A 25,501-nucleotide genomic window follows, 5' to 3' on the forward strand; every position below is an offset into this window, starting at 1 on the left:
CTCTAAAATAGAGAGGACGGGGAATCCGAAATGAACTTAGTCTTAATGGGACTGCCTGGGGCCGGTAAAGGGACACAGGCTGAACGGATTGTTGAAGATTTTGGGATACCTCATATCTCAACAGGAGACATGTTCCGCGCTGCGATGAAAGAAGAAACGGATCTGGGACTCGAAGCCAAATCATACATTGATAAAGGTGAGCTTGTTCCGGATGAAGTGACAATTGGTATTGTCAGGGAGAGACTTGGCAAGAATGATTGTGACGGAGGTTTTCTTCTGGACGGATTTCCGAGAACAGTCGCTCAAGCTGAAGCACTTGAGGAAATTCTTAAAGGACTTGGCAAGTCGATTGACCATGTCATCAACATTCAAGTCGATAAAGATGCATTGATGGAACGTCTGACAGGACGCAGAATCTGCAGAAACTGCGGTGCAACTTATCATTTAGTCTTTAATCCGCCTGCGAAAGAAAATGTATGCGACAAGTGTGGAGGAGAGCTTTATCAGCGTGAAGACGATAATGAAGCTACTGTATCTACACGGTTAGAGGTCAACATGAAGCAAACCCAGCCTTTACTCGATTTCTATGCGGATAAAGGATATCTCGTAAACATTGACGGGCAGAAGCACATCAATGAAGTTTACGCTGATATAAAGGAGCTTCTCGGAGGCCTGGACAAATGATTATTTGTAAAACTCCCCGAGAAATCGAAATCATGCGGGAAGCCGGAAGAATTGTCGCTTTAACTCATCAGGAGCTGAAAAAGCACATTAAACCCGGCATCTCGACAAAAGAACTGGATCAAATTGCCGAACGTTTTATTACAAAGCAAGGTGCAATCCCGTCTTTTAAAGGGTATAATGGTTTTCGCGGGAGCATTTGCGTTTCGGTCAACGAAGAACTCGTGCACGGTATTCCGGGAAAACGGGTCCTTCGCGACGGAGACATCATCAGCATCGATATCGGTGCGAAGCTGAACGGTTATCATGGTGACTCTGCATGGACTTATCCAGTGGGTACGATTAGCGATGATGATCAAAAGCTGCTGGATGTGACAGAGGAGTCTTTATATAGAGGCTTGAAGGAAGCAAAACCGGGAGAACGTTTGTCGAATATTTCCCACGCAATTCAAACGTATGTCGAAAGCGAACAATTTTCAGTCGTCAGGGAATATGTAGGACACGGGGTAGGGCAGGATCTTCATGAGGATCCGCAAATTCCTCACTACGGTCCGCCGAACAAAGGCCCGCGTTTAAAGCCTGGCATGGTCCTGGCCATTGAGCCGATGGTTAATGCAGGCACACGCTATGTCAAAACATTGGCTGACAACTGGACGGTTGTAACTGTGGACGGGAAGAAGTGTGCTCACTTTGAACACACGATTGCCATAACGGAAGCCGGTTTTGAGATACTGACAAAAGCCTAGGTGAAATGAGATGTATCGGAAAACACCTGAAATTGGACAGTTCGTACGCATAGCAAGAGGCCGCGAAATGAACCAATACGCAGTTGTTATTGATATAGTCGATCATCATCATGTGCTGGTAGCAGACGGAGAAAAGCGTAAATTTCATTCTCCTAAGAAAAAGAATATCAATCATTTAACCTTTTATGATTGCGTATCTCCGGAAGTTCAGAACAGTATAAACGAAACAGGGCGTGTGACAAACGGAAAATTGAGATTTTCTCTTTTGAAATTTGTCAGAGAGCAAGTTACTGATTTGAAGAAGGGAGAACACTTGAATGGCGAAAGACGATGTAATTGAAGTGGAAGGTACTGTAGTCGAAACGCTGCCAAACGCAATGTTCAAAGTTGAACTTGAGAATGGCCATACGGTTTTGGCTCACGTATCTGGTAAAATCCGCATGCACTTCATTCGCATTTTACCTGGAGACAAAGTTACGGTAGAATTATCTCCATATGACTTAACTCGTGGTAGAATTACGTACCGTTACAAATAAAGCACTCCGGAAATTGAAGGAGGTTGGAAACACATGAAAGTGAGACCATCAGTTAAACCGATCTGTGAAAAATGTAAGGTCATTCGCAGAAAAGGAAAAGTAATGGTGATCTGTGAAAATCCAAAGCATAAACAAAAACAAGGATAATTTTTAAGGAGGTGCGAGAGAGATGGCTCGTATTGCTGGTGTAGATATCCCACGTGATAAACGTGTTGTTATTTCATTAACATACATCTTTGGAATCGGTCGTACAACGGCTCAGCAAATCTTAAAAGAAGCTGGAGTTTCTGAAGATACTCGCGTTCGTGATTTGACTGAAGAAGAACTTGGTAAAATCCGTGACGTGATTGACAAATTGAAAGTTGAAGGTGACCTTCGCCGTGAAGTGTCTCTTAACATCAAACGTCTGATCGAAATCGGAAGCTACCGCGGAATTCGTCATCGTCGCGGATTGCCTGTTCGCGGTCAAAATACTAAAAATAACGCGCGTACTCGTAAAGGTCCGCGTCGTACTGTAGCTAACAAGAAAAAATAAGCAAGGGAGGTAATTAAACAATGGCTGCTGCTCGTAAAACAAACACGCGTAAACGCCGCGTGAAAAAGAATATTGAATCTGGAATTGCTCATATCCGTTCAACTTTCAACAACACGATTGTTACTATCACAGATGTTCATGGTAATGCTCTTTCTTGGTCAAGCGCCGGATCTCTTGGATTTAAAGGTTCTAAAAAATCCACTCCGTTTGCTGCGCAAATGGCCGCTGAAACAGCTGCTAAAGGTTCTATCGAACATGGACTTAAAACTCTTGAAGTTACTGTAAAAGGACCTGGTTCTGGCCGTGAAGCTGCAATTCGTGCACTTCAAGCTGCTGGACTGGAAGTTACAGCAATCAGAGACGTAACGCCTGTTCCTCATAACGGATGCCGTCCGCCAAAACGTCGCCGCGTGTAATTTGTTTGTATAGATTTTGTGTCCCTGTCAATAATGGGTTATGATACAGTTAATTTATAAAACGAATGCACACTCGTTGCCTGAGCACATACGGGACTAAACAATGGGGAATTTCGGATAGAATCAGAGAAATTCTTTCCGGGGTTTCGACGTTTTGAAGGAGGGTTTTATGAAATGATCGAGATTGAAAAACCAAAAATCGAAACGGTTGAAATCAGCGACGATGCCAAGTATGGTAAATTTGTCGTAGAGCCACTTGAGCGTGGATATGGTACAACTTTGGGTAACTCCTTACGTCGTATCCTTTTATCCTCACTCCCTGGTGCCGCTGTAACATCGATCCAAATAGATGGTGTACTGCATGAATTCTCGACGATCGAAGGCGTCGTTGAAGATGTTACAACGATTATCTTAAACATTAAAAAACTTGCACTGAAAATCTACTCTGAAGAAGAGAAGACGCTTGAGATTGATGTACAGGGTGAAGGAGTTGTAACAGCTGCTGATATTACCCACGACAGTGATGTTGAGATTTTGAATCCTGATCTTCACATTGCGACTCTTGGCCAAAATGCGAGTTTTCGAGTTCGCTTAACCGCTCAAAGAGGTCGCGGGTATACACCAGCTGACTCGAATAAGAGAGACGATCAGCCAATTGGGGTCATCCCGATTGATTCCATCTTTACACCTGTTTCTCGTGTAACATATCAAGTTGAGAATACTCGTGTGGGTCAGATTACAAACTATGACAAACTTACGCTTGACGTATGGACAGATGGAAGCACTGGACCAAAAGAAGCAATTGCGCTTGGTTCAAAGATTTTGACTGAACACCTTAATATTTTTGTCGGTTTGACCGACGAAGCTCAGCATGCTGAAATCATGGTTGAAAAAGAAGAGGACCAAAAAGAAAAAGTTCTTGAAATGACTATTGAAGAGCTCGATCTTTCAGTCCGTTCTTACAACTGCTTGAAGCGTGCGGGAATCAATACAGTTCAAGAACTTGCGAACAAAACTGAAGAAGATATGATGAAAGTTCGCAACCTGGGTCGCAAGTCGCTTGAAGAAGTAAAAGCGAAACTTGAAGAACTTGGACTTGGCCTTCGCAAAGACGATTGACTAGTTTCCATGTGAACTAGGATTTTCGTGTGTTTTTTATTTCAGATCGAGTATTTCAATAAAGGAGGGGACACCACATGTCATACAGAAAACTAGGACGCACTAGTGCACAGCGTAAAGCAATGCTGCGTGATCTTACAACAGACTTGATCATCAACGAGAGAATCGAAACAACAGAAGCTCGCGCGAAAGAACTTCGCTCTGTTGTAGAAAAAATGATTACACTTGGCAAGCGCGGAGATTTACACGCACGCCGCCAAGCAGCTGCATACATCCGCAATGAGGTTGCAGATGCAGAGAAAGACCAAGATGCACTCCAAAAACTTTTCTCTGATGTAGCACCTCGTTATGAAGAGCGCCAAGGCGGATACACACGTATTATGAAGCTTGGTCCTCGCCGTGGTGACGGAGCACCAATGGCTATCATCGAATTGGTTTAATCACATATTTTGTGTGTCTAAAGAAGGGCGGGACAGTTTTTAACTGGATCTATGCCCTTTTTTTAGATACCGGGGAATTTTCTATGATAAAAGAATAGTCAGAAAAGCAGAGCTTTAGAGGAGAGGAGGCCGGACGGGCAAATGAATCAAGATCGATTAATAGCTGCAGAGGATATCACGTTTCGCTACCAGAAAGATGCGGACAGGCCTGCGCTTGATCATGTATCTTTCCAAGTGTCGAAAGGAGAATGGCTTGCGATCGTAGGTCACAACGGCTCAGGGAAGTCGACGCTCGCCCGTGCTTTAAACGGACTGATCCTGCCTGACGAAGGATCGATTGAAGTCGGCGGTATTCAGCTGACGGAAGAGACGGTCTGGGATGTCCGAAAAAAAATCGGCATGGTGTTTCAAAATCCGGATAACCAATTTGTCGGGACAACCGTTCGCGATGATGTGGCTTTTGGTTTAGAAAACAACGGAGTTCCAAGAGAAGACATGGTGGAAAGGGTGGATTGGGCCGTTCAACAGGTGAACATGCAAGAATTTCTCGATCAAGAGCCGCACCATCTCTCTGGAGGGCAAAAGCAGCGTGTTGCGATTGCGGGAGTGCTTGCCGCCCGTCCTGACATCATGATTCTCGACGAGGCGACTTCCATGCTCGACCCGATGGGACGGGAAGAAGTGCTGGATACGGTCAGAAGGCTGAAAGACCAGGGAATGGTTACGGTCATTTCGATTACACATGACTTAAACGAAGCTGCTAAGGCCGACCGGATCATCGTCATGAACGGCGGAAGAAAATTTGCCGAAGGCACACCGCAGGAAGTCTTTCGTCTGAATCAAGACCTGATAAAAATCGGGCTTGATTTGCCTTTTTCTTTTCAGCTCAGCCAAATGCTGAAGGAAAGCGGTCTGGCTTTGAAAGGCGATCATCTGACACAAGAAGGATTGGTGAATGAGCTATGGACATTGAAATCAAAGATGTAGAGCACCGATACCAGATGAAAACGCCTTTTGAACGCCTTGCGATCTATGATGTCAACGCCGTGATTAAAGAAGGAAGCTATGTCGCAGTGATCGGCCATACAGGATCGGGAAAATCGACGTTGCTTCAGCACCTGAACGGGCTTTTAAAACCGACAAAAGGACAGATACGCCTCGGCGGGGACGTTCTTGAAGCAGGCAAAAAGAATAAACACTTAAAAGCTTTGCGGAAAAAGGTCGGGATTGTCTTTCAGTTTCCTGAACATCAGCTGTTTGAAGAAACAATTTTAAAGGACATTTCATTCGGCCCGATCAATTTCGGCATGAGCCGGGAGAAGGCGGAAGAAAAGGCGAGGGAAATGCTGAAGCTTGTAGGTTTGGATGAGGAGCTGTCCGACAGGTCCCCGTTTGAACTAAGCGGCGGGCAAATGCGCCGCGTGGCCATTGCGGGAGTGCTGGCGATGGAGCCGGAGGTTCTCGTCCTCGATGAACCGACGGCAGGGCTCGACCCAAGAGGCCGCAAAGAGATCATGGACATGTTCTACAGCCTCCATAAGCAGAGGAATCTGACGACGATTCTCGTCACCCACAGTATGGAAGATGCGGCGGCGTATGCAGATGAACTGATTGTGATGCATAAAGGCACGGTCAAAGCAAAAGGGACGCCGCGGGAGCTTTTTTCAAGGAAAGACGATATCGCTGCCTTTGGGCTTGATTTGCCGGAAACGATTAAATTCCAAAAATGTCTTGAAGAAACGCTGGGCATTACGTTCAAAGCGCCGATCTTGACGATTGAAGAAGCAGCCTCCGAAATTAAAGCTCTTTTTCAGGAGGAAAATGCCCTATGATGGACAATATCATTATCGGCAAATATGTACCCGGGACATCGATCATTCACCGGCTTGATCCGCGTACAAAGCTGTTAACCATTTTCCTTTTTGTCTTTATCGTTTTTTTCGCGAATAATACGGAAACATATGCACTGCTCGGCCTGTTTACGGTCGCAGCCGCAGCTTTGTCGGGCGTTCCGGTGCGATTCCTTTTAAAAGGGATGAAGCCCGTGTTCTGGATTGTGCTGTTTACGTTTCTGCTTCATATTTTTATGACAAGGGAAGGGCCGCTTCTCGCCGATCTCGGCTTGTTTAAAATTTATGAGCAGGGGCTTGTTCAAGGGATTTTTATTTCGCTGCGCTTTGTTTACCTCATCATGATCACAACGATTTTAACATTGACGACGACTCCAATCGAAGTGACCGATGGTTTGGAGCATTTGCTCGGTCCGTTTAAAAAATTAAAGCTTCCCGTTCATGAACTCGCTCTCATGATGTCCATCTCCCTCAGATTTATACCGACTCTGCTCGAAGAGACGGATAAGATCATGAAAGCGCAAATGGCAAGAGGCGTTGATTTTACGAACGGCCCGGTCAAAGAACGTGTCAAAGCGATCGTTCCTCTTCTTGTTCCGCTGTTTGTCAGTGCCTTTAAAAGAGCCGAAGAGCTTGCAACTGCGATGGAGGCGCGAGGATACAGGGGAGGGGAAGGCCGTACAAAATACAGGCAGCTGACGTGGAAATGGAAGGATACTTCCGTGCTCCTCATTTTAGCTGGTCTTGGCGTATTGCTAATTTTATTGCGGACTTAGGTGATAGACGATGAGAATGAAGTGTACGATTTCATATGACGGACACCTTTTTTACGGCTACCAAGTGCAGCCTGGTCAAAGAACGGTGCAGGATGAGCTTGAAAAAGCGCTGCAAACGCTCCATAAAGCGAAGGAGCGTATTCCTGTCGTTTCATCCGGGCGCACCGACAGCGGCGTTCACGCGGTCGGACAGACGATTCATTTTGACAGTCCGCTATCCATCCCTGAGGCGAAATGGCCGTATGCTTTGAATGCCCTGCTGCCTGATGATATATCGGTCCACAATGCGGAAGCTGTCGATGATCAATTTCATGCGAGGTTTTCTGCAAAAAGAAAAGAATACCGGTATATGATTTACAGGGGCAGACATCCGGACGTTTTTAAACGCCACTATGCATACCATGTTCCGTATGACCTTGATATGGAAAAAGTCCAAGAAGCCTCCCGCTTTCTGGTTGGAACCCATGATTTCACAAGCTTTTGTGCAACCAAAACCGAAGTGAAGGACAAAGTTAGAACGGTCTATGAACTCGAATGGTCTGACACAGGGGACGGACTGCAGATGAGGATTGTGGGCAGCGGATTTTTGTATAACATGGTTAGAATCATTGCCGGCACGCTTCTTGATGTAGGAACCGGAAAATTTTCCCCTGGAGACATTGAAAAGATGATTCTTGCCAGAAGCCGCGATGCCGCAGGGCGCACTGCACCGGCGCACGGCTTGTATTTATGGCGTGTTATCTATGACAACTAAACCAGGTGTAACATTTTCTTGACAGAGAGTACAGAAAGTTATAAGATATCATATGGTATGTATTTCAACCCCACGATAAGCCCCGGAAACTTATTGTGTTTTGAAATAGAACGTAATTGAAGTTTATTGAAAATGGCAGATTTATTTAGGAGGGAAATTTAATGCGTACAACACCTATGGCTAACGCAAGTAATATTGAACGCAAGTGGTTAGTTGTTGATGCTGCTGGCAAGACGCTAGGACGTCTTTCTACAGAAGTTGCATCTATCCTTCGCGGAAAACATAAACCAACTTACACACCACACGTTGACACTGGAGATCATGTGATCATCATCAACGCTGAAAAAATCGAGTTAACTGGTAAAAAGTTAACGGACAAAATCTACTACCGTCACACTCAACATCCAGGCGGTTTAAAATCAAGAACTGCTCTTGAAATGCGTACAAACTACCCTGAGAAAATGCTTGAACTTGCGATCAAAGGCATGCTTCCAAAAGGTTCTCTAGGTCGTCAAATGTTCAAAAAATTGAACGTATACCGTGGTTCTGAGCATCCACACCAAGCACAAAAACCTGAAGTTTACGAACTTCGCGGTTAATTAAAAAGGAGGTTACCAATTTGGCACAGGTTCAATATTACGGTACTGGCCGTCGTAAAAGCTCTGTAGCGCGTGTGCGTTTAGTTCCAGGAGAAGGCCGTATCATCGTGAATAATCGTGAAATTAGCGAGCACATCCCATCTGCAGCTCTAATCGAAGATATCAAACAACCATTAAATTTGACTGAAACAGCTGGTACTTATGACGTTTTAGTAAACGTTCATGGAGGCGGCTTATCCGGTCAATCCGGAGCAATCCGTCACGGTATCGCCCGCGCTTTGCTTGAAGCAGATCCGGAATACCGTTCAACTCTAAAACGTGCCGGTCTACTGACTCGTGACGCACGTATGAAAGAACGTAAAAAATACGGACTTAAAGGCGCACGCCGTGCACCTCAGTTCTCAAAACGTTAATATACCAACGTTCAAGCCCTCATCCGGTTACTCGGAAGAGGGCTTGTTTTTTGCTTTAAAATGATTTTTGACCACATTTTGACCACGTTTAAATGAATTTCTCATAATTCCATGTACTTTTTAAATGTTTCGGCCGTTTTTTCTTTTGCGGTTTTCGTGACATGTGTATAGATGTTCATAGTCGTTTGAATTTCTTTGTGACCTAAACGGGCTTGTACTTCTTTAATGGATGCGCCTGCTTCAAAAAGGATCGATGCGTGAGAATGTCTAAAACCGTGAATCGTGATTCTGTGAAGCTTATTTTTAGCGATCATACGGTTTAAGAGGGAAAAGCCTTAGAGGGCGCATATCGCCCCGTATAAGCGCGTATTTAGCTTCTGAGGTGATCCCATTAGATAAGAGTATTTCTTTTTGCTACGTACGCCATTTTGTAAGTATTTGGGCCGTATGATAATCAATCGTAATAATTCGCTTAGAATGATATTTTTTTGTTGTTTGGATGACTTCTTTACCGTCTTCAAAAAACATTGTTTGTTTGATGTTTATTGTTTTCTCTTTTAAGTCAACGTCCCTCCATTCCAAGGCAAGAAGTTCCCCTTTACGCATACCGGTAAAAATAAGAACATAAAACATAACATAATCTTGTTGTTCAAGTTGCGAATGCGCTTTTTCGAGAAAGGTTTTGATTTCGTCCTTTTCCCAAAAGTTCCGTTTCTCTTCTTCCTGCGGTAAAAACCAATATGAACGCCTCCTATGCTCAATTAGTAAATTGCACAAGTTGAAAAGAACGTTTGTTCTGTTTTTGGTGTTAAAGAAAAGCCCTAAAAAGGGCATTTCTTAATTATTGACTTCGATTGTGTGCTTGATGTCTTTTCCAAGAGGCTCGAAATTGTTATCTGTTGGAGCATCAACACGCAGTTCAATGGATTTCAAATCCTTAACAGATGACTTTTTTAAGATATATACATTATGCCCCTCGTTTTTAACTTTGCCTAAGTATTCACCCTCGATGTGTTCAGACAATAACATTTCAGGTTCCAGCTGCTCTTTAGTGTTTGTGACGATTGTGGCTTGTCCTAAATAGAAGTTAACATCTTTTTCTGATGTGTTTTCGCCAGATAGTTCAATTGTGACAGCATTCACTTTCTCACCTACTTTGACACCGAGCAGATCAGCAGTTTCTTCGTTTTTTGGCTCCATTTCTTTCAATTGTACAGCTTTGATTTCGTATTTAATAGGACCTGTAGTTCCGTTTATATTTAGTTTTTTATTAGTATAGACATTTTTCCCTTTGAGGTTTTCGTCTTCCTGTACATCTTCTTTTTTGTTGTCAGTGTCTTTATTTTCGCTTGCTGATGATTCTTTTTTGGTATCATCTTTTTTTGCGGTGTCTTTAGAACCGCACGCCCCTAAAATAATCCCTAAACAGAGCGCAAGGGATAAAATTAAAAATTTCTTCAAGTAAAGCCCCCCAGTTCATTTATATGGTACATCTTTTATCATAGGACAAAACTCCCGCAAATTCAACGGAACAATACCAATTTTGTAAAAAGTTACGTCTGTGATTAATCAGATTTCTTTTTCCCGCCTTCTTTCAGTTGCGCCGTCATGATTTCAAGAGCAGCATCTAAATCTCCTGTGTAAATTCTCCATCAAGGGTGGCAAGGAATGTTTTTGCATTAGATAATCCAAAAGGGGAATTTATAGTAAAAAACGGCAGTCATTTCGAAATGGATACAACGGGGCACACTTGGATCGATTCAACAGGAGTTATATCGATCAGCAGTGGCGAAAGGGTTTCGCTAGGATCAACTGTTCACTTGCCTGCTAAAACTATGTTAGGCGGAGGAGATACCTCAAGCCAATACGAGCAAGCAAGAACTTACAGAGATATATGGCGGATTACAGTATAACGGAATGATTCCGCTGATTATGTAGATGTTCATCTAGGCTCGGATTCTGCCGCCTACGGTTCCACGCAATACTTTTTTCAAGATGAAAACGCCAAAAAAGCTGAAAATATTTTTGCTGTTTTCGCCCAACCATACGGGGGCTATTCTAATGCTTGTACGGCAGGCGTTGAGGCCATGTCTAGCACAGGATTTAAGTGTATGTGCGAGGAACTGGAACATTAACAGGGGGCAGCGATAAGATTATGCGAGTGCTAGTCTGTATGTTTTACGAAGTACCGTAAAAAAAGTGAGGTTTTAAAATGGCTATCGATTATAAAGGTTATTCCTATCACAAATATATGGACGGGGTCGAAATCACCGAAACCGATACGGGGATCATTATAAGCGAATTTTCCTGATCGACGGTGACACAAAACATCATTTTGACGCCGTTTCTATCAGTTTAAATAAAGACGATGAATTCCCGATCTTGTATGAATTGTTCATCGTGAAAGACGCGGAAACCGGAAGCATGAAATACCATCTTGATAAAACATATCTTGAATAGCTGATTGTAAAGCCTTTCTCCAAAGAGAAAGACAGATCAGTCAGAACTTAGAACAGGAAAACGAAAAGCTCAAAAAAGAGCTTCAAGAAGAGCGGATCGGAAATTCACAGGCGGAAGATGAAGTGATAGAAATGAATCAAATCGAAGTAAATAAAGAATATCACGAAAAAAGAGCAGAAGCGGCGAGATAAGCGGCTTTTTTATTTTGTATAAAGGAGTCCATACAATGGATACATTTTACAAAGGTGTCATTGCTGTTGCGGGTGAAATTGCCGGATTTCTTTTTGGAGGTTGGAGCGTGCTGCTTACTATTTTGTCTGTACTTGTGATTGATTATGCAAGCGGTCTGATGGCTGCCGGAATAAACGGAGAAAAGTAAAGTCGGATATATCGGCATTACTCGTAAAGTGTTTATTTTTGTGATCGTTGGGGTTATGGCGAATTTCGGTGGATTTTCGGGACATGAAAGAACGTAAAAAATACGGACTTAAAGGCGCACGCCGTGCACCTCAGTTCTCAAAACGTTAATTTCTGGCGTTTCAAAGGCTCTCAAGACTTTTGTCTTGGGGGTCTTTTTTATTGCTGCCGTCCTACATATGAAGCGGATACCGGAACACGGTTCATCTCCCGCGCCCAGACGGATATTTGTCCGATGTGATGAATTTCATGGGCGATCAAATGCTTTAAAATGTCACTTTGTGTATAGGTATCTTCTGACCAAGACGTTTTGACAGGCTTTTGTTCGGCTGCGCTGGAAAAATGAAAAACCACGCTCTCAACTTCGGGACGATACGCTTCAGAAAACCTGATAATGTGCTGAATCGACGGGTAGTCGGAAAACTCGGGAGTGAAGTCCGGCTTGTCTAAAATGGCATACATCCAGCTCACCTCAACATCGACAATATGAAACAAGTTTTTCAAAATGCTTTCCATACCGCCTGAATGCCTTTTTTCGAGTTCCTCTTGTAACTGATGCAAGCACCATTCAAACCCTTCATTGCGAACCTGCCAATTATATTGAAACAATCCATTCATTGCCTCACATCTCTTTATCTGTTCGGACTTTTCCTTCTCCTGAAAATCGGGCTTCAAACTGCATAAAAGGAAACTGATCAATTGAATTTTCCGGCGTTTATTTTTCATTTTTACTTGAAGCAGATCCGGAATACCGTTCAATTCTAAAACGCGCTCTACTTCTGACTCGCGATGCGAATAAGAACGTACCCGTGCACCTCAGTTTTAAAAACGTAAATATAGCATGTTACATGCTCTCAAATCATTTGATTGGAGGCCACGACGATTGTATAAGATAAGCAGACATAGAAAAGCCTTTAAAAGACGGTTCTCAGCCTTCTGAAAATGTTTTGATTGTGCCTTGGTCCTTTGACCTCTTAGCGGAGCTGTAAACGTTTATTGAGGCTGTTGAGGAGAGGGAGGGCAGCGAGAGGGTATAGCCCCCCGGATGATGTGTGAAAACGGGCTTAAAATAATGGTCCAGCTATAAAAAAAGCAAAAGAACCAATGAGTTCTTTTGCTTTTTCAAAGGGAAGGGGGAAACTTTTTAGTTTCGCACACTCAATCAGTCAATGCTCGATAGACATTTAATACTCCCGCACCGGTGTCTATTTTGTCAGCGTTCCGATCAGCATTTTTTAACAGGATTTTAACAGCCTTGTCTGGTTTGTCATGCAATTGTTTCTGATCAATCAGAAGGGCCAGAGCGCCGGATACTTTTGGGGCCGCGATCGAAGTGCCTATTGAGAATGTATAGGTTACTCCGGGAGCTGCACCGAGAATGTATTCCTGCCTGAACAGTCCTTCTCCGTAATATCGATCCTCGCCCACTTCATTTAAAAGACGGAGATCGCCTCCATCGGCTGCAATGTCGACGACATTTTTTCCATAATTGGAAAAGACGGATCTCATTCCGCTTGGACCTATTGAGGAAACGGTGACGACATTCGGCAATTGGGCCGGAATCAAAATGACTTTGCCGTCTGCCGATAAGTCCTCCTGTTTGGTACTTCGCCAATATTCAAATACGGCATTTTTGTCTTTCAAGTCAAGGCCTTCATTTCCAATTGAGGCTACAACGGCACTGCCCTTTTTATGGGCAAATGAGACTGCTTTTTTAAAAGCTTTAATTTCAGCCAGATCATTCGTATCAGGCATTTGTTTGTTCTTCCGATTTTGTTTTACAAGAAATGTACCGAAGCTGACGTTGATAATATCGACATCATCGATCGCCGCTTGGATGATCGCATCAATAATCCAGACTGTGTCAGCGCTTTTCCCGCCGAATACTCTGTAAGATCTGATTCCTGTTTCTGGAGCGATCCCTTTCATCAATCCATTTGCCGCAATTTGACCGGCTACAAATGTTCCGTGTCCCAGGTAATCTGTGCTGTCGTTTATGTCACCCTTTTCATATGGTTCCTGTCCTCTCAGTCCCCCTTTAGGCACAAAGTTTCGGACGGAGAGGATGTTTTCTTTCAAATCTGGATGGTTCATGTCAATTCCGGAATCAATGATACCCACGATTGTGTTTTTGCTTCCTTCGGTGATTTGATAAGTCTGTCCATTATTAGTCGCTTTTCTCATATCCCATTGGAAGTCGTCCCATAGAGTAGGGGTGCCCCCAAATATCGTCGCCTCCGCCGGAGCAGTGTTATGCAGTGAGGCAGGCTGCATGGCTACAGATTGGTTATGGCTGTTTATATAGTTTATTTCAGCCGCCAATTCTTGAACCTCTTTTTGTCTGCCTTCTATCTGATAAAGCCCGATTTCTTCGACTGAGTATACAAGTTTTATGTTTCGTTCATTAAGTGTCTTCACCCAATCATCGTGATGGGCTGGGCTCTCTAGGTAAATCGTATATCTATCAAGTTGACTGTCATTAGCGGAAGCCTGCCCGGGCAGGGCAAAGATGATCACGACGAGCAGGCACAATAATAATATGTGAATTCGTTTTATGCTCATGATTTTTCCTCCCAGCCTACCATACATGTTGAATTCGCCGAGAAGTTAGTAGTTTTTATTGGCTTTTAGTATCAGGCTATCATGAATAAAAGGTTCTGTTATTCAACTTTTTAATGCTGAGCAGCGAGAAGAGCGCGGTCATCGCGACGCAGACGATAAAAAATACTGCCAGCCTGTCGGTGCCGGCATATACATTTGTCATCCCATAGAGCGGCAGTGCCCATGGATAAAGGACTGGTATCAACGAGTCCGTATTGTTCGAAAAGGCTAAGAAGGAGGGAAAACTTAAGAATATGCTGATCATCAGGGCCGTCCGAGCGGATTTCATTCGTAGATAAAAATAGAACAGGAGCGTTCCGAGACTGGTTGCCCCGGCCGTTCCAAGGATTACGGCCGATAAGTAAGTGCCTATTGGGATTTGGTCCGTATATCCAGAAGCATAGCCAAGGACAATCTGCAAACCGAACATCAGCAATTGTGCGGACAGAATGATGATTACGGTCCAAGCCATCTTGCTTAAAAAGAACACTGTTCCCTTTGCAGGAATCATCAGCAAATGCTCCCAATTGTTTGCTTGTTTTTCATATTTGGACATTGTGCCCGTAATCAGGGAGATGATAATCGGAAAGAAGACCGTACCATAAAACATCTGGGTCATCATCATAAGAATCTGCCAAGAATTCGCCTCATTGTAAACGTACTTTCCAATCATGATTTTTGTATGAATAATCCATCCGTAGATGACAGGCAGGACAACTAGGATAATGATCATCAGCCAGATTTTCATTTTTCTAATTTTGATCCATTCTGCCGAAAACGCCTGCTGAAAGCTTGCCATTTCACTCACCTCCGGAAGAAAAGGTTTTTTGGTAAAAAATCAGTAAAGATAACATACCGTACCCCAGTGTCGACACCAGCATGAGAACTGGTAATAAGCTGTTTGCCTGTGTTCCGGCCCGCAACAGTTCAGCAAGCGGACCCCATGGGAGCCACCAATAAGGCAGCACAGCATGAAAGAGGAAAACCGCCATCCCGATGCTGACGGAAATATACGGATTTTCAACCACGACTGTCGCAGACGTCTGAAAGACAACAAAAGGAAGTGCAAACAGAAATGCCGTGTAGAGCAATGGTTCAGGGAATGTCCCTCCGAATATGAAGCCTAGTCCGCCCATCAGCAGCCACAGGATCAAACCGAATAGCTGGACAAGTAAGGTGGCTAGAATAACTTTTACAAAAAAATGCTTCCACTTTGCATGCGGAGTGGAAAGGAGAACGGGCCACATTCCCGATTTGTGCTCAACCCCGCTCACTAACAAGGTGAACATCATCACCACAAAGATGATGAGATAGCTCCAAGTCAAGGTGCAAAGCTCATAAAGGACGCGGAAGGCCTGTTCCGCGGTTCGCCCGTTTTTTGTCAAATAGAGCATCATTGTCCAACAGGCCGCAAAAATCAGGAGCGGTCCGGAACATAATGGCAGCAGGAGGGCTGCGGGCCTTTGTTTCCGCCACTCGGCTGCAAAAACGCTTTTCATACAGACACCTCGGAGGAACGGATTAGCTGTAGATAGGCTTCTTCCAGCGTCCCTGGAGATTCGTTTATATGAAAATCGGTTATTTCATTTTCAATCAAAATGCCTTCTATTTTGTCTTTTACTGCTCCAGAAACTTGCACTTGCTCAGCCCGGTCAACGCGGGTCTCTAAGCCATGTTCGTGCAGAATATCGATGATTTTTCCGCTTTCAGTCGAGCGGATGATGTAACCAGATTTTTGATCGGAGAGCAATGTCGCCATTTCTCCTTGAAACAGAAGGTTTCCATGGTAAATGACACCTATCCGATTTGCCATTTGCTCGACCTCTCCAAGAAGATGGCTCGATACAAGAACGGTGGCACCTTCTTTTTTCGGCAGTTCGCGGATTAGCTCCCGTATTTCATGGATTCCCTCAGGATCCAATCCGTTTGTCGGCTCATCGAGCAGCAGGAGCCTGGGGTTGTGAAGAATCGCGCTGGCAATGCCTAGCCGCTGCTTCATGCCGAGTGAATATGACTTTACTTTTTTAGATCCGACGCGGTGCAGACCGACTCTTTCAAGCGCCCAGTCGATAGCCCTGTTGTCTGAGATTCCGCGCAGGGTGGCCAGTATACGTAAATTATCGCGTCCGTCCAGATGTTCATAGTAGGAGGGCTTTTCAATCAGGGCGCCCGTCTTGGCTAGAATTGAAATCCGGTTATCAGGCATTCTATTTCCAAACATAAGAATCTCACCGGAATCGGGGCGGATCAAGCCCATCAACATCCGCATCATCGTTGTTTTTCCTGAGCCATTAGGTCCGAGGAATCCGTATACTTCTCCTTCCGGAACCAGCAAACCGGCATCTTTCACGACATCGATGCGGTTGTATGTTTTCGTCACGCCTTTCGTTTCGATGATCAAGAATCGTCGCTCCTTTCTATTTCGTTACACATCTTCTTTATTGTATTCAAATACATCATCGATCGAACAGCCGAACGCATGTGCAATTTCAAATGCGAGCGTGAGGGAAGGGGTGTATTTCATTTTTTCAATTGAGATGATTGTTTGCCTGCTCACACCCGCCCGTTCCGCTAATTGCTGCTGGGTCATCTTGGTGCGCGCCCGCCATTCCGGAAGCCGGTTCGTCAGTTTTTTTTTCTGTTTGTTTTCTGCATTCATACCTGTCCCCCATTGATCAATTTCTATGTCCATTCCTTTTTGTGAAAATATAAAGCACCGCCGCCGATGAATGCAACGAAGCTGACAATCAGCGTCGGATAAAAAGCTGATTCATTCGCCAAAAAGCCAGCATCTCCGCCCATTGCAGCTGAAAAAGCCTGTGTCATGCTGAGCATTGGATGAGACCAAGGATAAAGAGGTCCCAACAGCTCCGAGTTGGCAATGAGGATAGCCGGCAATGTCAGCATTACATTGACGGTGCTTGGACCGGCAAAGCTTTTAAAATAGGTCGCAAGCCAAAACTGAAGGGCGGCAAGCGGAAGGCACGACAGCCATCCCATAAGGCAGCTCATGACCAGGCTGTACCAGGGGAACGGAGAGCCGAATCCTTGAACGCTTCCCACAAACCAGATGCCGATCAGGAAAAACAGCTGCGTGAATAGCAGCAAGATCATGATGATGACATATTTGGCAGCGTACACTTGAACCCTGCTCACCGGCAGGGTCAACAGCTGCTTCCATCCGCCGTGGGCATGCTCGTTACTGCACAGTAGAGCGGCAAGTACACCTGTCAACAATGGCAAAAACAGCGCACTGTGCGTAAGGATCATTTGTGTGCTCAGTGCAAGCCATTTGCTCGAGCCAATGCTGAAGAGCGGGAAAAAACCGATGACAGCGGAAAGGGCTGGACTGGCGAGCACGATAAACCAGATTTTTGAATTTTTTAGTTTCAGCCACTCGGAGTTCAATAGTTGATAGAACATACTATGCGACATCCTTTCGTGATAGGGATAACAAGGCAAATAAATAGATGAGCAGTCCCACGGCCAATCCCTTTATGACTGAGAGGGTGCTTTGCCCTATACCATCTATTAACAATGGCCATTTCCATGGCATCCACTCAGGCAGTCCGTGAGCATACATGATAAACACTGCACTTGCGATGCCGATTGTCAAAGCGATTCCTTGATTGGAATATTTCACCGAGAGCCAAAACTGTAAAAAAACGAAAGGTAGTGCTGCAAATAATGTATAAAAGCTCATCATCAACGCATCCCCGAGCGGAAATGTCTCCGAAAATCCAAGCAGTCTGCCGAGCACATATGTGCCCGCAGGAAGTATAGCTGTCGAGATCAGCATCATGGTGATAATGATGATAATCTTGGACTGGTACACTTTCCATTGTTTAACGGGGAGGGAAAAGAGTTTCTTCCACATATTTGCATGATGTTCCATTCCCGCGAGCAGCGAGTTGATCATCGTTGTTCCGAGAAGGAGGGAAGGCGGCCAGTAGGCATGGATGTTTTCAAGCAGGAACAGCCATTTATCCGGGTTCCGCGACATGAGGTAATCAAAGCGGAGCGCATAATTGGCCCCTTGCATCGCGACGACTCCGAGTGGGCCGAAAATGACGATTACCCATGTCAGTTTTCTGATCTTCAGAATTTCAGATTTCAACAATTCAGAGATCACAGTGTTTCTCCCCCTTTAGTCATGTCGAGGAAGATATCTTCAAGTGATTTCGATTCGTCGTAAATTCGGAAGATGTCAATCTCATTTTCAAAGAGTTTTCTGGCGAGCCGGGAAATTTCCATATCAGTCCTGTCCTCAATCATCAGGCCGCGCTGTGTTTTAACCGCCTCTACGCCCTCACGCGAGAAAATGTCTAACGCCCCGTCCGTGTCACTTGTCGAAAATACAATCTTTGTATCGGCCTTCGAACGGAGCTCTCCGATCGCGTCTTGAAAGAGCATTTCTCCGTTGGCGATGATTCCTACCTGGGTGGCTACTTGTTCAATTTCAGAAAGCAAATGCGAGGAGATCATGACGGTAATGCCGTAATCGGACGGCAGTCTGAGGATGAGCTCGCGTATTTCAAGGATTCCCGCCGGATCCAATCCGTTTGTTGGTTCATCGAGAATGACGAGTTTCGGATATCCGAGCAGCGCTGCAGCTATGCCTAAGCGCTGCTTCATGCCGAGCGAATATTCTCCCGCTTTCTTGTCCGCCATTTTCGTCAATCTGACCATCTCAAGCACATCGTCAATATTAGACTTCGGAACATTCAGTATCTTCCGGATTGCCTCCAGATTCTCCTCGCCTGTGAGATGAGGATAATATGACGGCGATTCCACAAGTGAACCGACGTTTCGCAGAATGTCAAGCCGATTGCTTTTCAAGTCCTTCCCGAAGATTCTCGTTTCGCCTTTTGTCGGGTTGATGAGTCCGAGCAGCATGCGAATCGTCGTCGTTTTTCCTGCACCGTTTGGACCGAGGAAGCCATAAATTTCTCCCTCTTGAATGCACAAATTCACGTTTTTCACAACATCTGTTTTACGGTATGTTTTGGTTAATTGTCTCGTTTCCAGAATATATTGATGTTCATCCATTTTTTCATCCCCTTGATCGCATTTTTCCTTGTTTTATTCGTCAAATGTGGAATCAGTACTTTCTTTTCAAAATGAACAGATAGATAGTACCGAAAATTACGCTTAGTGCAAACATTAATGACGTTATTTTTTGATACATTAGTCCACTGATGTCATGGCCGAATCCGAAGAAAATACTCAGTGCGATAAGCGCTGCAAGCACATAAAACATAGATGAGTAGACTCTTAGGAAAATTGCTTCTGACCGTTCATCCCTGCCCATACGCCTCGATACTATCCAGATAATTGCCAGGCAGGCGAGGATCACCACTCCTCCAATACTATTTCCGTATACCGCAATCTGTTCGATATTCATGGTAATCATCCTCCATAATTAGTTATTTCAATTAAATTGTAAAGTAAACTTCACTTATTGTAAAGTGTACTTTACGAATTTTAGAAAAAGACACGCTTCTTGACGATCCAAGAGCGTGTTATGAAATCATTTCTTTATAGAATTCACTGTAGAAACTGGACTTTTTCAGCAACTCATGGTGTGTGCCCGATTCGATGATTCTTCCGTTGTCGACAACGACAATCATGTCACAATTCATTACTGTCGTAAGTCTATGGGCAATCACAATTCTTGTGCAGTTAATATCAGAGAGATACTCGTCAATCTTTGATTCATTTAAATGATCAAGTGAGCTGGTTGCCTCATCAAGGACGAGAATCGACGGTTTTCCAAGAAGCGCCTTTGCGAGGGCGATTCGCTGCCTTTGCCCGCCAGAAATATTCATGCCCATCTCAGATACCATTGTATGATACTGCATTGGCATCTTCATAATTTCTTCATGGATTTGGGCAGCCTTTGCGGCTTCGATTACTTCTTCGGGAGACGCCTCTGGATTATGGAGAATTATATTATCATAAATGCTTCTATTAAACAGCATGACATTTTGAGGTACGGTACCAATTTGCCGACGCAGGTGGCCCAGATCAAGCTCTTTCATGCTAACGCCGTCGTAATAGATGTCTCCCGAAGACGGTGCGAATAGCCCGATTATCATGTTGGCGAGTGTCGTTTTTCCTGATCCTGACTGTCCAATAAGAGCAACTTTTTGTCCTTTCTTGATATCGAGTGTAACATTATGAATCACATTTTCGCTGTATTTAGAGTAGGAGAAAGTGACATTCTTTAACAGAATATTGCCTTCAAGTGTTTTTTTCATCTTGTCTCCCTCCATTTCTCCAGGTGCATCGAGGACATCTTCAACTCGTTTTAGGTAGGATGTTGTCAAGATAAAAGAATTGATCGTTTGAACGATATTGCCGCTCAACATGAAAAATTGGTTTGAAATGGCATGAAATGCTACCAATACCCCAAGCGTGATACTTCCTGCAAACACTTGGTGTGCTCCAACCCATAAGAGGATCAGGGGAGCCATAAGCTGCATTGTATTGCTTGCGGTGTTTACGCGGTTCAGTACAATTTCTTTCTTCCTATAAGCGCTAAGAAGATTCCTGAATCTCTGAAGCCATCTATTGTAAATCTTGCTTTCCACACCGGACGTCTTTACTCCAAATATTCCATAGAGCATTTCTGTCTGCGCTCCTTGCACTTCGGAATGCTCTTTAATCTCCATCTGATTCGTCTCTGCGAGGTATCTTTGGCTCACGGCGATTAGTATTACATTGGTAGATGCTATCAAAGCGACTATAAAAACCATTAGAGGCGATTGCAAGAACATATACAATAGGATGACCAGCAAAACAGCGGAATCCAGCAGACCTTTTACTACCTGGTTGGCCAGCTGGTCGCGGATCACCTTCATGCTGTTCGCCCTAAAAAGCAAATCTCCGAAGGAACGCAGAAGGAAGAACTGGTACGGCAGCCTGAGAAGGTGACTGAAAAATCTAGTTTGGATCTCATAATCAAGCGCATTATGAAGAGTGATCAGAATTCTCCCCCGTAAAAACGTAAATAGGGTATTGAATAGGATCAGCCCACCAATTCCGGCTAAGAATATATTCAGTAGATCCCGATAGTCGGGGACAATAATCTTGTCAATGACAAATTGGATAAAGATTGGCATCGCTACTGTGAACATCTGTAGCAAGAATGTGAGAAACAGGATACTAATGAAAATCTTTGGCCTATTCGTCACTAAATAAGAGAAGGATGCCCAGACGTTTTTTCTGCTCCGGCGTTCAAAATTTTTGTTGGGATATAAAGTAAGTACGTATCCCGAATATTTCTCCGTGAATTCTTTCTCTTTCAGCTTCCTCCTTCCAGAACCTGGATCAACGATTGTATAAGCTTGTTGTGCAACCTTCTCGAGAATAACGAAATGATTGTTTTCCCAGTACAGGATTGCTGGCAGTATGAGAGTCCCCAGTTGCCGGCTATCAGCTTTATACGATTTCGTGTCGAAATTCAGCTGCTCCGCCAACTTTTTAAGATGGAACAAAGTCGTTCCATCACGGCCGTTTCCCATTCGCTCCCGAACCTCGTACATGGATAAGTCATTTTTGTAATAGGACGAAATCATTGCGATGCAACAAAGTGCGCATTCGGTCTGCTGCATCTGTTCAATGAAAGGAACACGCCTGCGAGTTGGAAATAATTTTTTCTTCTTTAACATACGGCTCCTCCCTTTGGCAGCTCCAAAGCCAGAACTGATGGTATTTCGGGGTTTTTGAACCTCAACAGGCTATACCCAATCCCCGTCCGGCCAAGCATGAAGCCATCCATCTCCGCTCTAGGATCTAAGCCAAACCTCCAACCGTACGTCTTTTTCTGGGAAAGAACAATATCAACTAAATCCCTTGCTTTCTTTTCCAGTTTTACGTCATTCAGCTCTTGGGAGGCTGTTAGGAGGATGTCCGCGTTTCCCATAGTTCCGTGGCAAAGACAGTGGCTTTCTATTACCCCTTCGCATATGACCGTTTTCAAAGATATGTCGAGGTCCTTTGCGATAAGTTCTAAATTTGATGTGTTTTTCAGCATCAGTCGGGATAGGGCAATGCCCGGCGCTCCGTGACACCAGTAAACTCTTTTTCGTTTCTGATTTTCGGAAGCTGCAGCCGAGTCCCAATTGCCTGTGGCTGGATCGTAAAATGTATTTTCATATAAAAGTAATTTTTCAGTTTTATCTTTATAGATTTTCTTCCCAGTTACTTTTCCAAGTGAGCCGAGTGCCCAGGCGTATCCCGATGCTCCATGAGCAAGGCCGGTCCCCTCATCGATTTCAGTCAGCAGCTGCATGAGTCTATCTCCTGCAAATTGAGCCATATCCAAATAGTCTTTGTCTCCCGTTTCTTGATAGATATTAAGCGACATCACGATAAAACCGGCCAGACCTCCTGAGAAATCAGGGTTTTTTTCATCACGGATGATATCATGTAAAGAAGGCAACCTTTCCTTTGCCCGCCGGATCAGTTCGCGGTCATTCCATAGTAGTCCAAGGTGAACCAGTCCATACAAAAATGCGCCTTCTCCACTGAAAGCCGAAACGGAAGGGTTGAGCGGTTTGTCGCCGGCTTTTCGAATAACTGTTTTGATCGCACCACGGCTTAGTTTTTCGTATTGACAATTGTTTGTTTCCCTCGCTAAATAAGCCAAAAAGAGAGCATAGCCAAGTAATCCATCATATAGATCAGAGCTCTTGACCGACACGTTAACGCCTGTTTCCTTATTTAAATTTAATCCAAGCCAGTTCACTTCAAGGTTATCCTCGATAATAGCCCTGTCTTTTAATTGTCTGCCTAGCTCCAATGCTTCCTTAATGATAGAGGAAGGAGAAAGGTTCCCTTTTCTTTTAGGTAGGGTTGGGACGGTCTGATGAAATTTCCATACGTCGCCCAGCATGGATGCGAGAGACCACCTTAAATATTGTGTTTGTTTTTCTAAGTCGCTTTTGCTAAGTTTGTTGATCCTTTTGAACATAGATTCAAACCCTGTTTCAGAAAAGAAAGAGGAGATAAGGTGTCCATTGCTGTTATAGAGATCACGGCTGTTTAGTGTAAAATAGAAATACGGAACGTCATGTCTTAGCAGATCCTTTGTTTCATGCTTGACTAGCTCCTCGAATTTTGAGCTTTGGTTGGTCACTTGCCACAGAATATCGAACATTTGCACTCGGTCAAGCCCGTTCTGTACATAATCGGGATGCAGGCTGTTATGGAGGAATTCCATGTACACGTGTGTTGGCCTGAATACCTGGCGGACATGGGCTTTACCATAAGGCTGCAAAGGGCCATCAACACTCATGAATTCTTCCTTATGGCGAAGAAACAGTTTGTACATGTCTGAAAAACCTGTTTCCAATTCAGCCGAATAATCGAAGGCGGACATTGTTTTCCCTTTAAACATCGGTTTGTTTTTGTACTCACCCGACTTTGCGGGAACACGGGTCATCTTAATTTCATCGGTTCCCTCGCCTTCAAGATGGAGGCTCTTTATTTTTTTTGATACCTGGTTTTGACCTGCGCCTAGGGCGCTCAAGTCAAAGTCAATAATTGAATGCTCAAAAGAAGGGAGTGGAAGCATCAAAGTTGAGTAGACCGAATCGTTTAGCTCAAGTGCCAGTCGGCTCTGGACTCTGAGCTGTTTCATCATTTCCAGATTTCGGCTGAAAAGCGTCTCTAAATCTATCGGAACTGGGTATTCCCCGTGCGCGATAATATTTTCTGCATGAAAATCGGAGGAGCCCAAGATGTAGAACAGCGCAGTATAAGCTCCTTGCCTATAATAAAAGCGACTCACCTCATCTTCATGTGTGCACTTTTCGTACGGGACAAACTCCTGCCAGCCGTAGGTTCGGCAATCCAAACTTTTGGCTGATTGGAGAGGATACTGCAAACCTTTCCCGTTCAGCCAAGACAGCAAGGCTTCGAAAATTTTATCGATCAAAATCTGTCGTGGTTTATAAACTAGCTTGTTGCCGGTTTCAAATTCCAGTAGAGCAACAGTTCTGCCGTTTTGATGTGTATCACCGAGGCCCATTTTCAGTCTCTCTAATCGATGGAGACGGTTCCCAAATTGATATTTGATGCTCTCGTGATCTTTCACAAAACGTTGGATTAGTTCCACGGTGACGTCCAGAGTATTTTGCATGCTCTCAGTCATCAACCGCGAAAGGACTGGATAGTTTCCGAAGAATTCCATCCTGAGTTCATGATCCTCATTGAGTTGGCGCATAAAGTGCTCAAATCGTTCTTCACCCGTTTCTCCTTCGAGCATCCCGACCTTTCTAGCGATGTTGACTTCGAGAATCACACATTTCATCAGCATTGAATGAAGCCGTTCATAAAGTGTATTAGCAATCGACTTGATTATGGTTTCAAGGTTTACCAGGCTGGTGTTAATATGCCTGAGTGCATCAGCAAGCCGCTTTTTCGCATACTGGATGAAAGGATCAACCAATGCTTGAAAGCTGGTGTAATCCAATGGAGTTGATTTATATGTATGCATCACTTTTTCAAATACCGTAGTCCACGGCAATTCTTTCTCCACAACTGGATTATCCTTCTCTTCTATGTACTGCATCAGCTGTTCTATAGTCAAGCGGTCCATTTTGAGCCGCTTCTCGAGCATTCCTTCGGGTATAGCCCTTTTCCACTTATTGAACTCTTTTATATTAACAGCTGGCGTTTTTGTGCCGGTAATTTTTCGTTCATTCAGATAAGCAGAACGGCTGAACATATGCTTCATTTTTGCAACAGTCATGTTAATCTCCCCTTTCTTTTATGCATACATTTAAGAAAAGTTGGATATAATAGATAACGAAACGGTTGGCCTCGATAAAACATGACCAACCGCCCCTTGTTTTTCATTTTCCGGCCAAACGTTATGTAAGAAGAAGGATCTGAGCTCCCATTCTAAATCCCTCTCATACTAGCATTGGCCAAATTAGCAATCAGATGTACATGCGTTAGACGGACACCAAACAGCTGTAACCAATGTTCCACATGGCAATGAAGAAGGAGTAGTGTGCGGTGTAACATCCGCAGCACCTGCAAGGTTCTTTAATTCTTCTTCGTTGACCTCGCCGACAGGGTTAGAAAACTCAAGATTGGCACGTTTGTTGGCATCACGGTAAATTGCAGCCATTTCACGATGTGACAT

At 44.2% G+C, this 25,501-nt stretch carries 32 protein-coding genes and 1 pseudogene; 17 read left to right on the plus strand and 16 right to left on the minus strand.

Going from position 1 to position 25,501, the window contains the following annotated elements:
* Window positions 1-30 precede the first annotated feature (30 nt).
* The 15 genes from LQ247_RS20950 (at window position 31) to rpsI (LQ247_RS21020) (ending at window position 8,865) form a co-directional block, all read left to right on the plus strand.
* Window positions 31-684, plus strand: a complete 654-nt coding sequence (locus LQ247_RS20950) for an adenylate kinase (protein WP_020449871.1) — start codon at window positions 31-33, stop codon at window positions 682-684.
* Window positions 681-1,427, plus strand: coding sequence for a type I methionyl aminopeptidase (map, locus tag LQ247_RS20955; protein WP_023855909.1), 747 nt, complete (start codon window positions 681-683; stop codon window positions 1,425-1,427). Before LQ247_RS20950 ends, map begins: the two co-directional genes overlap by 4 nt.
* A gap of 10 nt (window positions 1,428-1,437) precedes the next feature.
* Complete coding sequence (locus LQ247_RS20960) at window positions 1,438-1,767, plus strand: KOW domain-containing RNA-binding protein (RefSeq protein ID WP_023855908.1); 330 nt, start codon at window positions 1,438-1,440, stop codon at window positions 1,765-1,767.
* Entirely contained in the window at window positions 1,745-1,963 is a 219-nt protein-coding gene (gene infA / locus LQ247_RS20965) for a translation initiation factor IF-1 (RefSeq protein WP_003178377.1), read from the plus strand. The genes LQ247_RS20960 and infA overlap by 23 nt, the downstream gene beginning before the upstream one ends.
* 33 nt (window positions 1,964-1,996) lie before the next feature.
* On the plus strand, window positions 1,997-2,110 hold the full coding sequence (gene rpmJ, locus LQ247_RS20970; protein ID WP_003156543.1) for a 50S ribosomal protein L36: 114 nt from the start codon (window positions 1,997-1,999) through the stop codon (window positions 2,108-2,110).
* Window positions 2,111-2,132: 22 nt separating this feature from the next.
* Entirely contained in the window at window positions 2,133-2,498 is a 366-nt protein-coding gene (gene rpsM / locus LQ247_RS20975) for a 30S ribosomal protein S13 (protein WP_003178378.1), read from the plus strand.
* A 20-nt stretch (window positions 2,499-2,518) separates the two neighbouring features.
* Window positions 2,519-2,914, plus strand: a complete 396-nt coding sequence (rpsK, locus tag LQ247_RS20980) for a 30S ribosomal protein S11 (protein ID WP_020449874.1) — start codon at window positions 2,519-2,521, stop codon at window positions 2,912-2,914.
* Between the two features lie 174 nt (window positions 2,915-3,088).
* On the plus strand, window positions 3,089-4,033 hold the full coding sequence (locus LQ247_RS20985; protein ID WP_020449875.1) for a DNA-directed RNA polymerase subunit alpha: 945 nt from the start codon (window positions 3,089-3,091) through the stop codon (window positions 4,031-4,033).
* Window positions 4,034-4,110: 77 nt separating this feature from the next.
* On the plus strand, window positions 4,111-4,473 hold the full coding sequence (gene rplQ, locus LQ247_RS20990; RefSeq protein ID WP_020449876.1) for a 50S ribosomal protein L17: 363 nt from the start codon (window positions 4,111-4,113) through the stop codon (window positions 4,471-4,473).
* A 141-nt stretch (window positions 4,474-4,614) separates the two neighbouring features.
* A complete protein-coding gene (locus tag LQ247_RS20995) occupies window positions 4,615-5,460 on the plus strand; it encodes an energy-coupling factor ABC transporter ATP-binding protein (RefSeq protein WP_025810420.1) in 846 nt (281 codons plus the stop codon).
* Window positions 5,436-6,305, plus strand: a complete 870-nt coding sequence (locus tag LQ247_RS21000; protein ID WP_231006567.1) for an energy-coupling factor ABC transporter ATP-binding protein — start codon at window positions 5,436-5,438, stop codon at window positions 6,303-6,305. The genes LQ247_RS20995 and LQ247_RS21000 overlap by 25 nt, the downstream gene beginning before the upstream one ends.
* Window positions 6,302-7,099, plus strand: coding sequence for an energy-coupling factor transporter transmembrane component T family protein (locus LQ247_RS21005; protein ID WP_023855906.1), 798 nt, complete (start codon window positions 6,302-6,304; stop codon window positions 7,097-7,099). The genes LQ247_RS21000 and LQ247_RS21005 overlap by 4 nt, the downstream gene beginning before the upstream one ends.
* Before the next feature lie 10 nt (window positions 7,100-7,109).
* The gene (gene truA, locus LQ247_RS21010) at window positions 7,110-7,853 is read left to right on the plus strand and encodes a tRNA pseudouridine(38-40) synthase TruA (protein ID WP_025810423.1); all 744 of its coding nucleotides are present in this window, start codon (window positions 7,110-7,112) and stop codon (window positions 7,851-7,853) included.
* A gap of 161 nt (window positions 7,854-8,014) precedes the next feature.
* On the plus strand, window positions 8,015-8,452 hold the full coding sequence (gene rplM / locus LQ247_RS21015) for a 50S ribosomal protein L13 (RefSeq protein ID WP_003178393.1): 438 nt from the start codon (window positions 8,015-8,017) through the stop codon (window positions 8,450-8,452).
* Window positions 8,453-8,472: 20 nt separating this feature from the next.
* Window positions 8,473-8,865 (plus strand): 30S ribosomal protein S9, encoded by a 393-nt coding sequence (gene rpsI, locus LQ247_RS21020; protein ID WP_023855904.1) that lies wholly within the window; start codon window positions 8,473-8,475, stop codon window positions 8,863-8,865.
* Between the two features lie 101 nt (window positions 8,866-8,966).
* Here rpsI (LQ247_RS21020) and LQ247_RS22145 read toward each other — a convergent pair whose 3' ends face one another.
* From LQ247_RS22145 to LQ247_RS21030, 3 genes are all read right to left on the minus strand, one after another.
* Window positions 8,967-9,179 (minus strand): tyrosine-type recombinase/integrase, encoded by a 213-nt coding sequence (locus tag LQ247_RS22145; protein ID WP_025810425.1) that lies wholly within the window; start codon window positions 9,177-9,179, stop codon window positions 8,967-8,969.
* Window positions 9,180-9,279: 100 nt separating this feature from the next.
* Window positions 9,280-9,642, minus strand: a complete 363-nt coding sequence (locus LQ247_RS22150) for a site-specific integrase (RefSeq protein WP_250635916.1) — start codon at window positions 9,640-9,642, stop codon at window positions 9,280-9,282.
* A gap of 60 nt (window positions 9,643-9,702) precedes the next feature.
* Complete coding sequence (locus LQ247_RS21030; protein ID WP_020449883.1) at window positions 9,703-10,326, minus strand: glycosyl hydrolase lipoprotein; 624 nt, start codon at window positions 10,324-10,326, stop codon at window positions 9,703-9,705.
* 1,225 nt (window positions 10,327-11,551) lie between these two features.
* Between LQ247_RS21030 and LQ247_RS21035 the strand changes: the two genes are divergently transcribed.
* Together LQ247_RS21035 and rpsI (LQ247_RS21040) are read left to right on the plus strand one after the other, a co-directional pair.
* Window positions 11,552-11,704 carry a phage holin family protein gene (locus LQ247_RS21035; protein ID WP_223254888.1) on the plus strand — a complete coding sequence of 51 codons (153 nt, stop codon included), beginning with the start codon at window positions 11,552-11,554 and terminating at the stop codon, window positions 11,702-11,704.
* Between the two features lie 83 nt (window positions 11,705-11,787).
* Window positions 11,788-11,853: pseudogene (rpsI, locus tag LQ247_RS21040) on the plus strand (30S ribosomal protein S9); the annotation flags it as partial.
* Window positions 11,854-11,901: 48 nt separating this feature from the next.
* Here rpsI (LQ247_RS21040) and LQ247_RS21045 read toward each other — a convergent pair.
* From LQ247_RS21045 to LQ247_RS21110, 13 genes are all read right to left on the minus strand, one after another.
* Entirely contained in the window at window positions 11,902-12,360 is a 459-nt protein-coding gene (locus tag LQ247_RS21045) for a DinB family protein (protein WP_020449884.1), read from the minus strand.
* 540 nt (window positions 12,361-12,900) lie between these two features.
* Entirely contained in the window at window positions 12,901-14,304 is a 1,404-nt protein-coding gene (locus tag LQ247_RS21055) for a S8 family peptidase (protein ID WP_231006568.1), read from the minus strand.
* Window positions 14,305-14,383: 79 nt separating this feature from the next.
* Window positions 14,384-15,142: an ABC transporter permease gene (locus LQ247_RS21060; RefSeq protein ID WP_020449886.1), complete on the minus strand. Its 759-nt coding sequence runs from the start codon at window positions 15,140-15,142 to the stop codon at window positions 14,384-14,386.
* A gap of 1 nt (window position 15,143) precedes the next feature.
* Window positions 15,144-15,842, minus strand: coding sequence for a hypothetical protein (locus tag LQ247_RS21065; protein WP_020449887.1), 699 nt, complete (start codon window positions 15,840-15,842; stop codon window positions 15,144-15,146).
* Window positions 15,839-16,744 carry an ABC transporter ATP-binding protein gene (locus tag LQ247_RS21070; protein WP_020449888.1) on the minus strand — a complete coding sequence of 302 codons (906 nt, stop codon included), beginning with the start codon at window positions 16,742-16,744 and terminating at the stop codon, window positions 15,839-15,841. The genes LQ247_RS21065 and LQ247_RS21070 overlap by 4 nt, the downstream gene beginning before the upstream one ends.
* Window positions 16,745-16,768: 24 nt before the next feature.
* The gene (locus LQ247_RS21075; protein WP_020449889.1) at window positions 16,769-17,002 is read right to left on the minus strand and encodes a helix-turn-helix transcriptional regulator; all 234 of its coding nucleotides are present in this window, start codon (window positions 17,000-17,002) and stop codon (window positions 16,769-16,771) included.
* 23 nt (window positions 17,003-17,025) lie between these two features.
* Complete coding sequence (locus LQ247_RS21080; RefSeq protein WP_020449890.1) at window positions 17,026-17,766, minus strand: ABC transporter permease; 741 nt, start codon at window positions 17,764-17,766, stop codon at window positions 17,026-17,028.
* 1 nt (window position 17,767) lies between these two features.
* Complete coding sequence (locus LQ247_RS21085) at window positions 17,768-18,475, minus strand: ABC transporter permease (protein ID WP_020449891.1); 708 nt, start codon at window positions 18,473-18,475, stop codon at window positions 17,768-17,770.
* Window positions 18,472-19,392 carry an ABC transporter ATP-binding protein gene (locus LQ247_RS21090; RefSeq protein ID WP_020449892.1) on the minus strand — a complete coding sequence of 307 codons (921 nt, stop codon included), beginning with the start codon at window positions 19,390-19,392 and terminating at the stop codon, window positions 18,472-18,474. The genes LQ247_RS21085 and LQ247_RS21090 overlap by 4 nt, the downstream gene beginning before the upstream one ends.
* A gap of 52 nt (window positions 19,393-19,444) precedes the next feature.
* The gene (locus tag LQ247_RS21095; RefSeq protein ID WP_020449893.1) at window positions 19,445-19,747 is read right to left on the minus strand and encodes a hypothetical protein; all 303 of its coding nucleotides are present in this window, start codon (window positions 19,745-19,747) and stop codon (window positions 19,445-19,447) included.
* Window positions 19,748-19,865: 118 nt separating this feature from the next.
* Window positions 19,866-22,016, minus strand: a complete 2,151-nt coding sequence (locus tag LQ247_RS21100; RefSeq protein ID WP_020449894.1) for a peptidase domain-containing ABC transporter — start codon at window positions 22,014-22,016, stop codon at window positions 19,866-19,868.
* Entirely contained in the window at window positions 22,010-25,102 is a 3,093-nt protein-coding gene (locus LQ247_RS21105) for a type 2 lanthipeptide synthetase LanM family protein (RefSeq protein ID WP_231006569.1), read from the minus strand. The genes LQ247_RS21100 and LQ247_RS21105 overlap by 7 nt, the downstream gene beginning before the upstream one ends.
* 183 nt (window positions 25,103-25,285) lie before the next feature.
* Window positions 25,286-25,501 (minus strand): class II lanthipeptide, LchA2/BrtA2 family, encoded by a 216-nt coding sequence (locus tag LQ247_RS21110; protein ID WP_020449896.1) that lies wholly within the window; start codon window positions 25,499-25,501, stop codon window positions 25,286-25,288.

The sequence above is a fragment of the Bacillus sp. BS3(2021) genome (assembly GCF_021043345.1).
Taxonomy (GTDB): Bacteria; Bacillota; Bacilli; order Bacillales; family Bacillaceae; genus Bacillus; species Bacillus paralicheniformis.

What these genes read in the sequence shown, in the direction of transcription:
- LQ247_RS20950 (WP_020449871.1), top strand. Translation starts at nt 31, where the DNA reads ATGAACTTAGTCTTAATGGGACTGCCTGGGGCCGGTAAAGGGACACAG.
- map (WP_023855909.1), top strand. Translation starts at nt 681, where the DNA reads ATGATTATTTGTAAAACTCCCCGAGAAATCGAAATCATGCGGGAAGCC.
- LQ247_RS20960 (WP_023855908.1), top strand. Translation starts at nt 1,438, where the DNA reads ATGTATCGGAAAACACCTGAAATTGGACAGTTCGTACGCATAGCAAGA.
- infA (WP_003178377.1), top strand. Translation starts at nt 1,745, where the DNA reads ATGGCGAAAGACGATGTAATTGAAGTGGAAGGTACTGTAGTCGAAACG.
- rpmJ (WP_003156543.1), top strand. Translation starts at nt 1,997, where the DNA reads ATGAAAGTGAGACCATCAGTTAAACCGATCTGTGAAAAATGTAAGGTC.
- rpsM (WP_003178378.1), top strand. Translation starts at nt 2,133, where the DNA reads ATGGCTCGTATTGCTGGTGTAGATATCCCACGTGATAAACGTGTTGTT.
- rpsK (WP_020449874.1), top strand. Translation starts at nt 2,519, where the DNA reads ATGGCTGCTGCTCGTAAAACAAACACGCGTAAACGCCGCGTGAAAAAG.
- LQ247_RS20985 (WP_020449875.1), top strand. Translation starts at nt 3,089, where the DNA reads ATGATCGAGATTGAAAAACCAAAAATCGAAACGGTTGAAATCAGCGAC.
- rplQ (WP_020449876.1), top strand. Translation starts at nt 4,111, where the DNA reads ATGTCATACAGAAAACTAGGACGCACTAGTGCACAGCGTAAAGCAATG.
- LQ247_RS20995 (WP_025810420.1), top strand. Translation starts at nt 4,615, where the DNA reads ATGAATCAAGATCGATTAATAGCTGCAGAGGATATCACGTTTCGCTAC.
- LQ247_RS21000 (WP_231006567.1), top strand. Translation starts at nt 5,436, where the DNA reads ATGGACATTGAAATCAAAGATGTAGAGCACCGATACCAGATGAAAACG.
- LQ247_RS21005 (WP_023855906.1), top strand. Translation starts at nt 6,302, where the DNA reads ATGATGGACAATATCATTATCGGCAAATATGTACCCGGGACATCGATC.
- truA (WP_025810423.1), top strand. Translation starts at nt 7,110, where the DNA reads ATGAGAATGAAGTGTACGATTTCATATGACGGACACCTTTTTTACGGC.
- rplM (WP_003178393.1), top strand. Translation starts at nt 8,015, where the DNA reads ATGCGTACAACACCTATGGCTAACGCAAGTAATATTGAACGCAAGTGG.
- LQ247_RS22145 (WP_025810425.1), bottom strand. Translation starts at nt 9,179, where the DNA reads ATGATCGCTAAAAATAAGCTTCACAGAATCACGATTCACGGTTTTAGA.
- LQ247_RS21035 (WP_223254888.1), top strand. Translation starts at nt 11,552, where the DNA reads ATGGATACATTTTACAAAGGTGTCATTGCTGTTGCGGGTGAAATTGCC.
- LQ247_RS21045 (WP_020449884.1), bottom strand. Translation starts at nt 12,360, where the DNA reads ATGAATGGATTGTTTCAATATAATTGGCAGGTTCGCAATGAAGGGTTT.
- LQ247_RS21055 (WP_231006568.1), bottom strand. Translation starts at nt 14,304, where the DNA reads ATGAGCATAAAACGAATTCACATATTATTATTGTGCCTGCTCGTCGTG.
- LQ247_RS21060 (WP_020449886.1), bottom strand. Translation starts at nt 15,142, where the DNA reads ATGGCAAGCTTTCAGCAGGCGTTTTCGGCAGAATGGATCAAAATTAGA.
- LQ247_RS21065 (WP_020449887.1), bottom strand. Translation starts at nt 15,842, where the DNA reads ATGAAAAGCGTTTTTGCAGCCGAGTGGCGGAAACAAAGGCCCGCAGCC.
- LQ247_RS21075 (WP_020449889.1), bottom strand. Translation starts at nt 17,002, where the DNA reads ATGAATGCAGAAAACAAACAGAAAAAAAAACTGACGAACCGGCTTCCG.
- LQ247_RS21080 (WP_020449890.1), bottom strand. Translation starts at nt 17,766, where the DNA reads ATGTTCTATCAACTATTGAACTCCGAGTGGCTGAAACTAAAAAATTCA.
- LQ247_RS21090 (WP_020449892.1), bottom strand. Translation starts at nt 19,392, where the DNA reads ATGGATGAACATCAATATATTCTGGAAACGAGACAATTAACCAAAACA.
- LQ247_RS21095 (WP_020449893.1), bottom strand. Translation starts at nt 19,747, where the DNA reads ATGAATATCGAACAGATTGCGGTATACGGAAATAGTATTGGAGGAGTG.
- LQ247_RS21100 (WP_020449894.1), bottom strand. Translation starts at nt 22,016, where the DNA reads ATGTTAAAGAAGAAAAAATTATTTCCAACTCGCAGGCGTGTTCCTTTC.
- LQ247_RS21105 (WP_231006569.1), bottom strand. Translation starts at nt 25,102, where the DNA reads ATGACTGTTGCAAAAATGAAGCATATGTTCAGCCGTTCTGCTTATCTG.
- LQ247_RS21110 (WP_020449896.1), bottom strand. Translation starts at nt 25,501, where the DNA reads ATGTCACATCGTGAAATGGCTGCAATTTACCGTGATGCCAACAAACGT.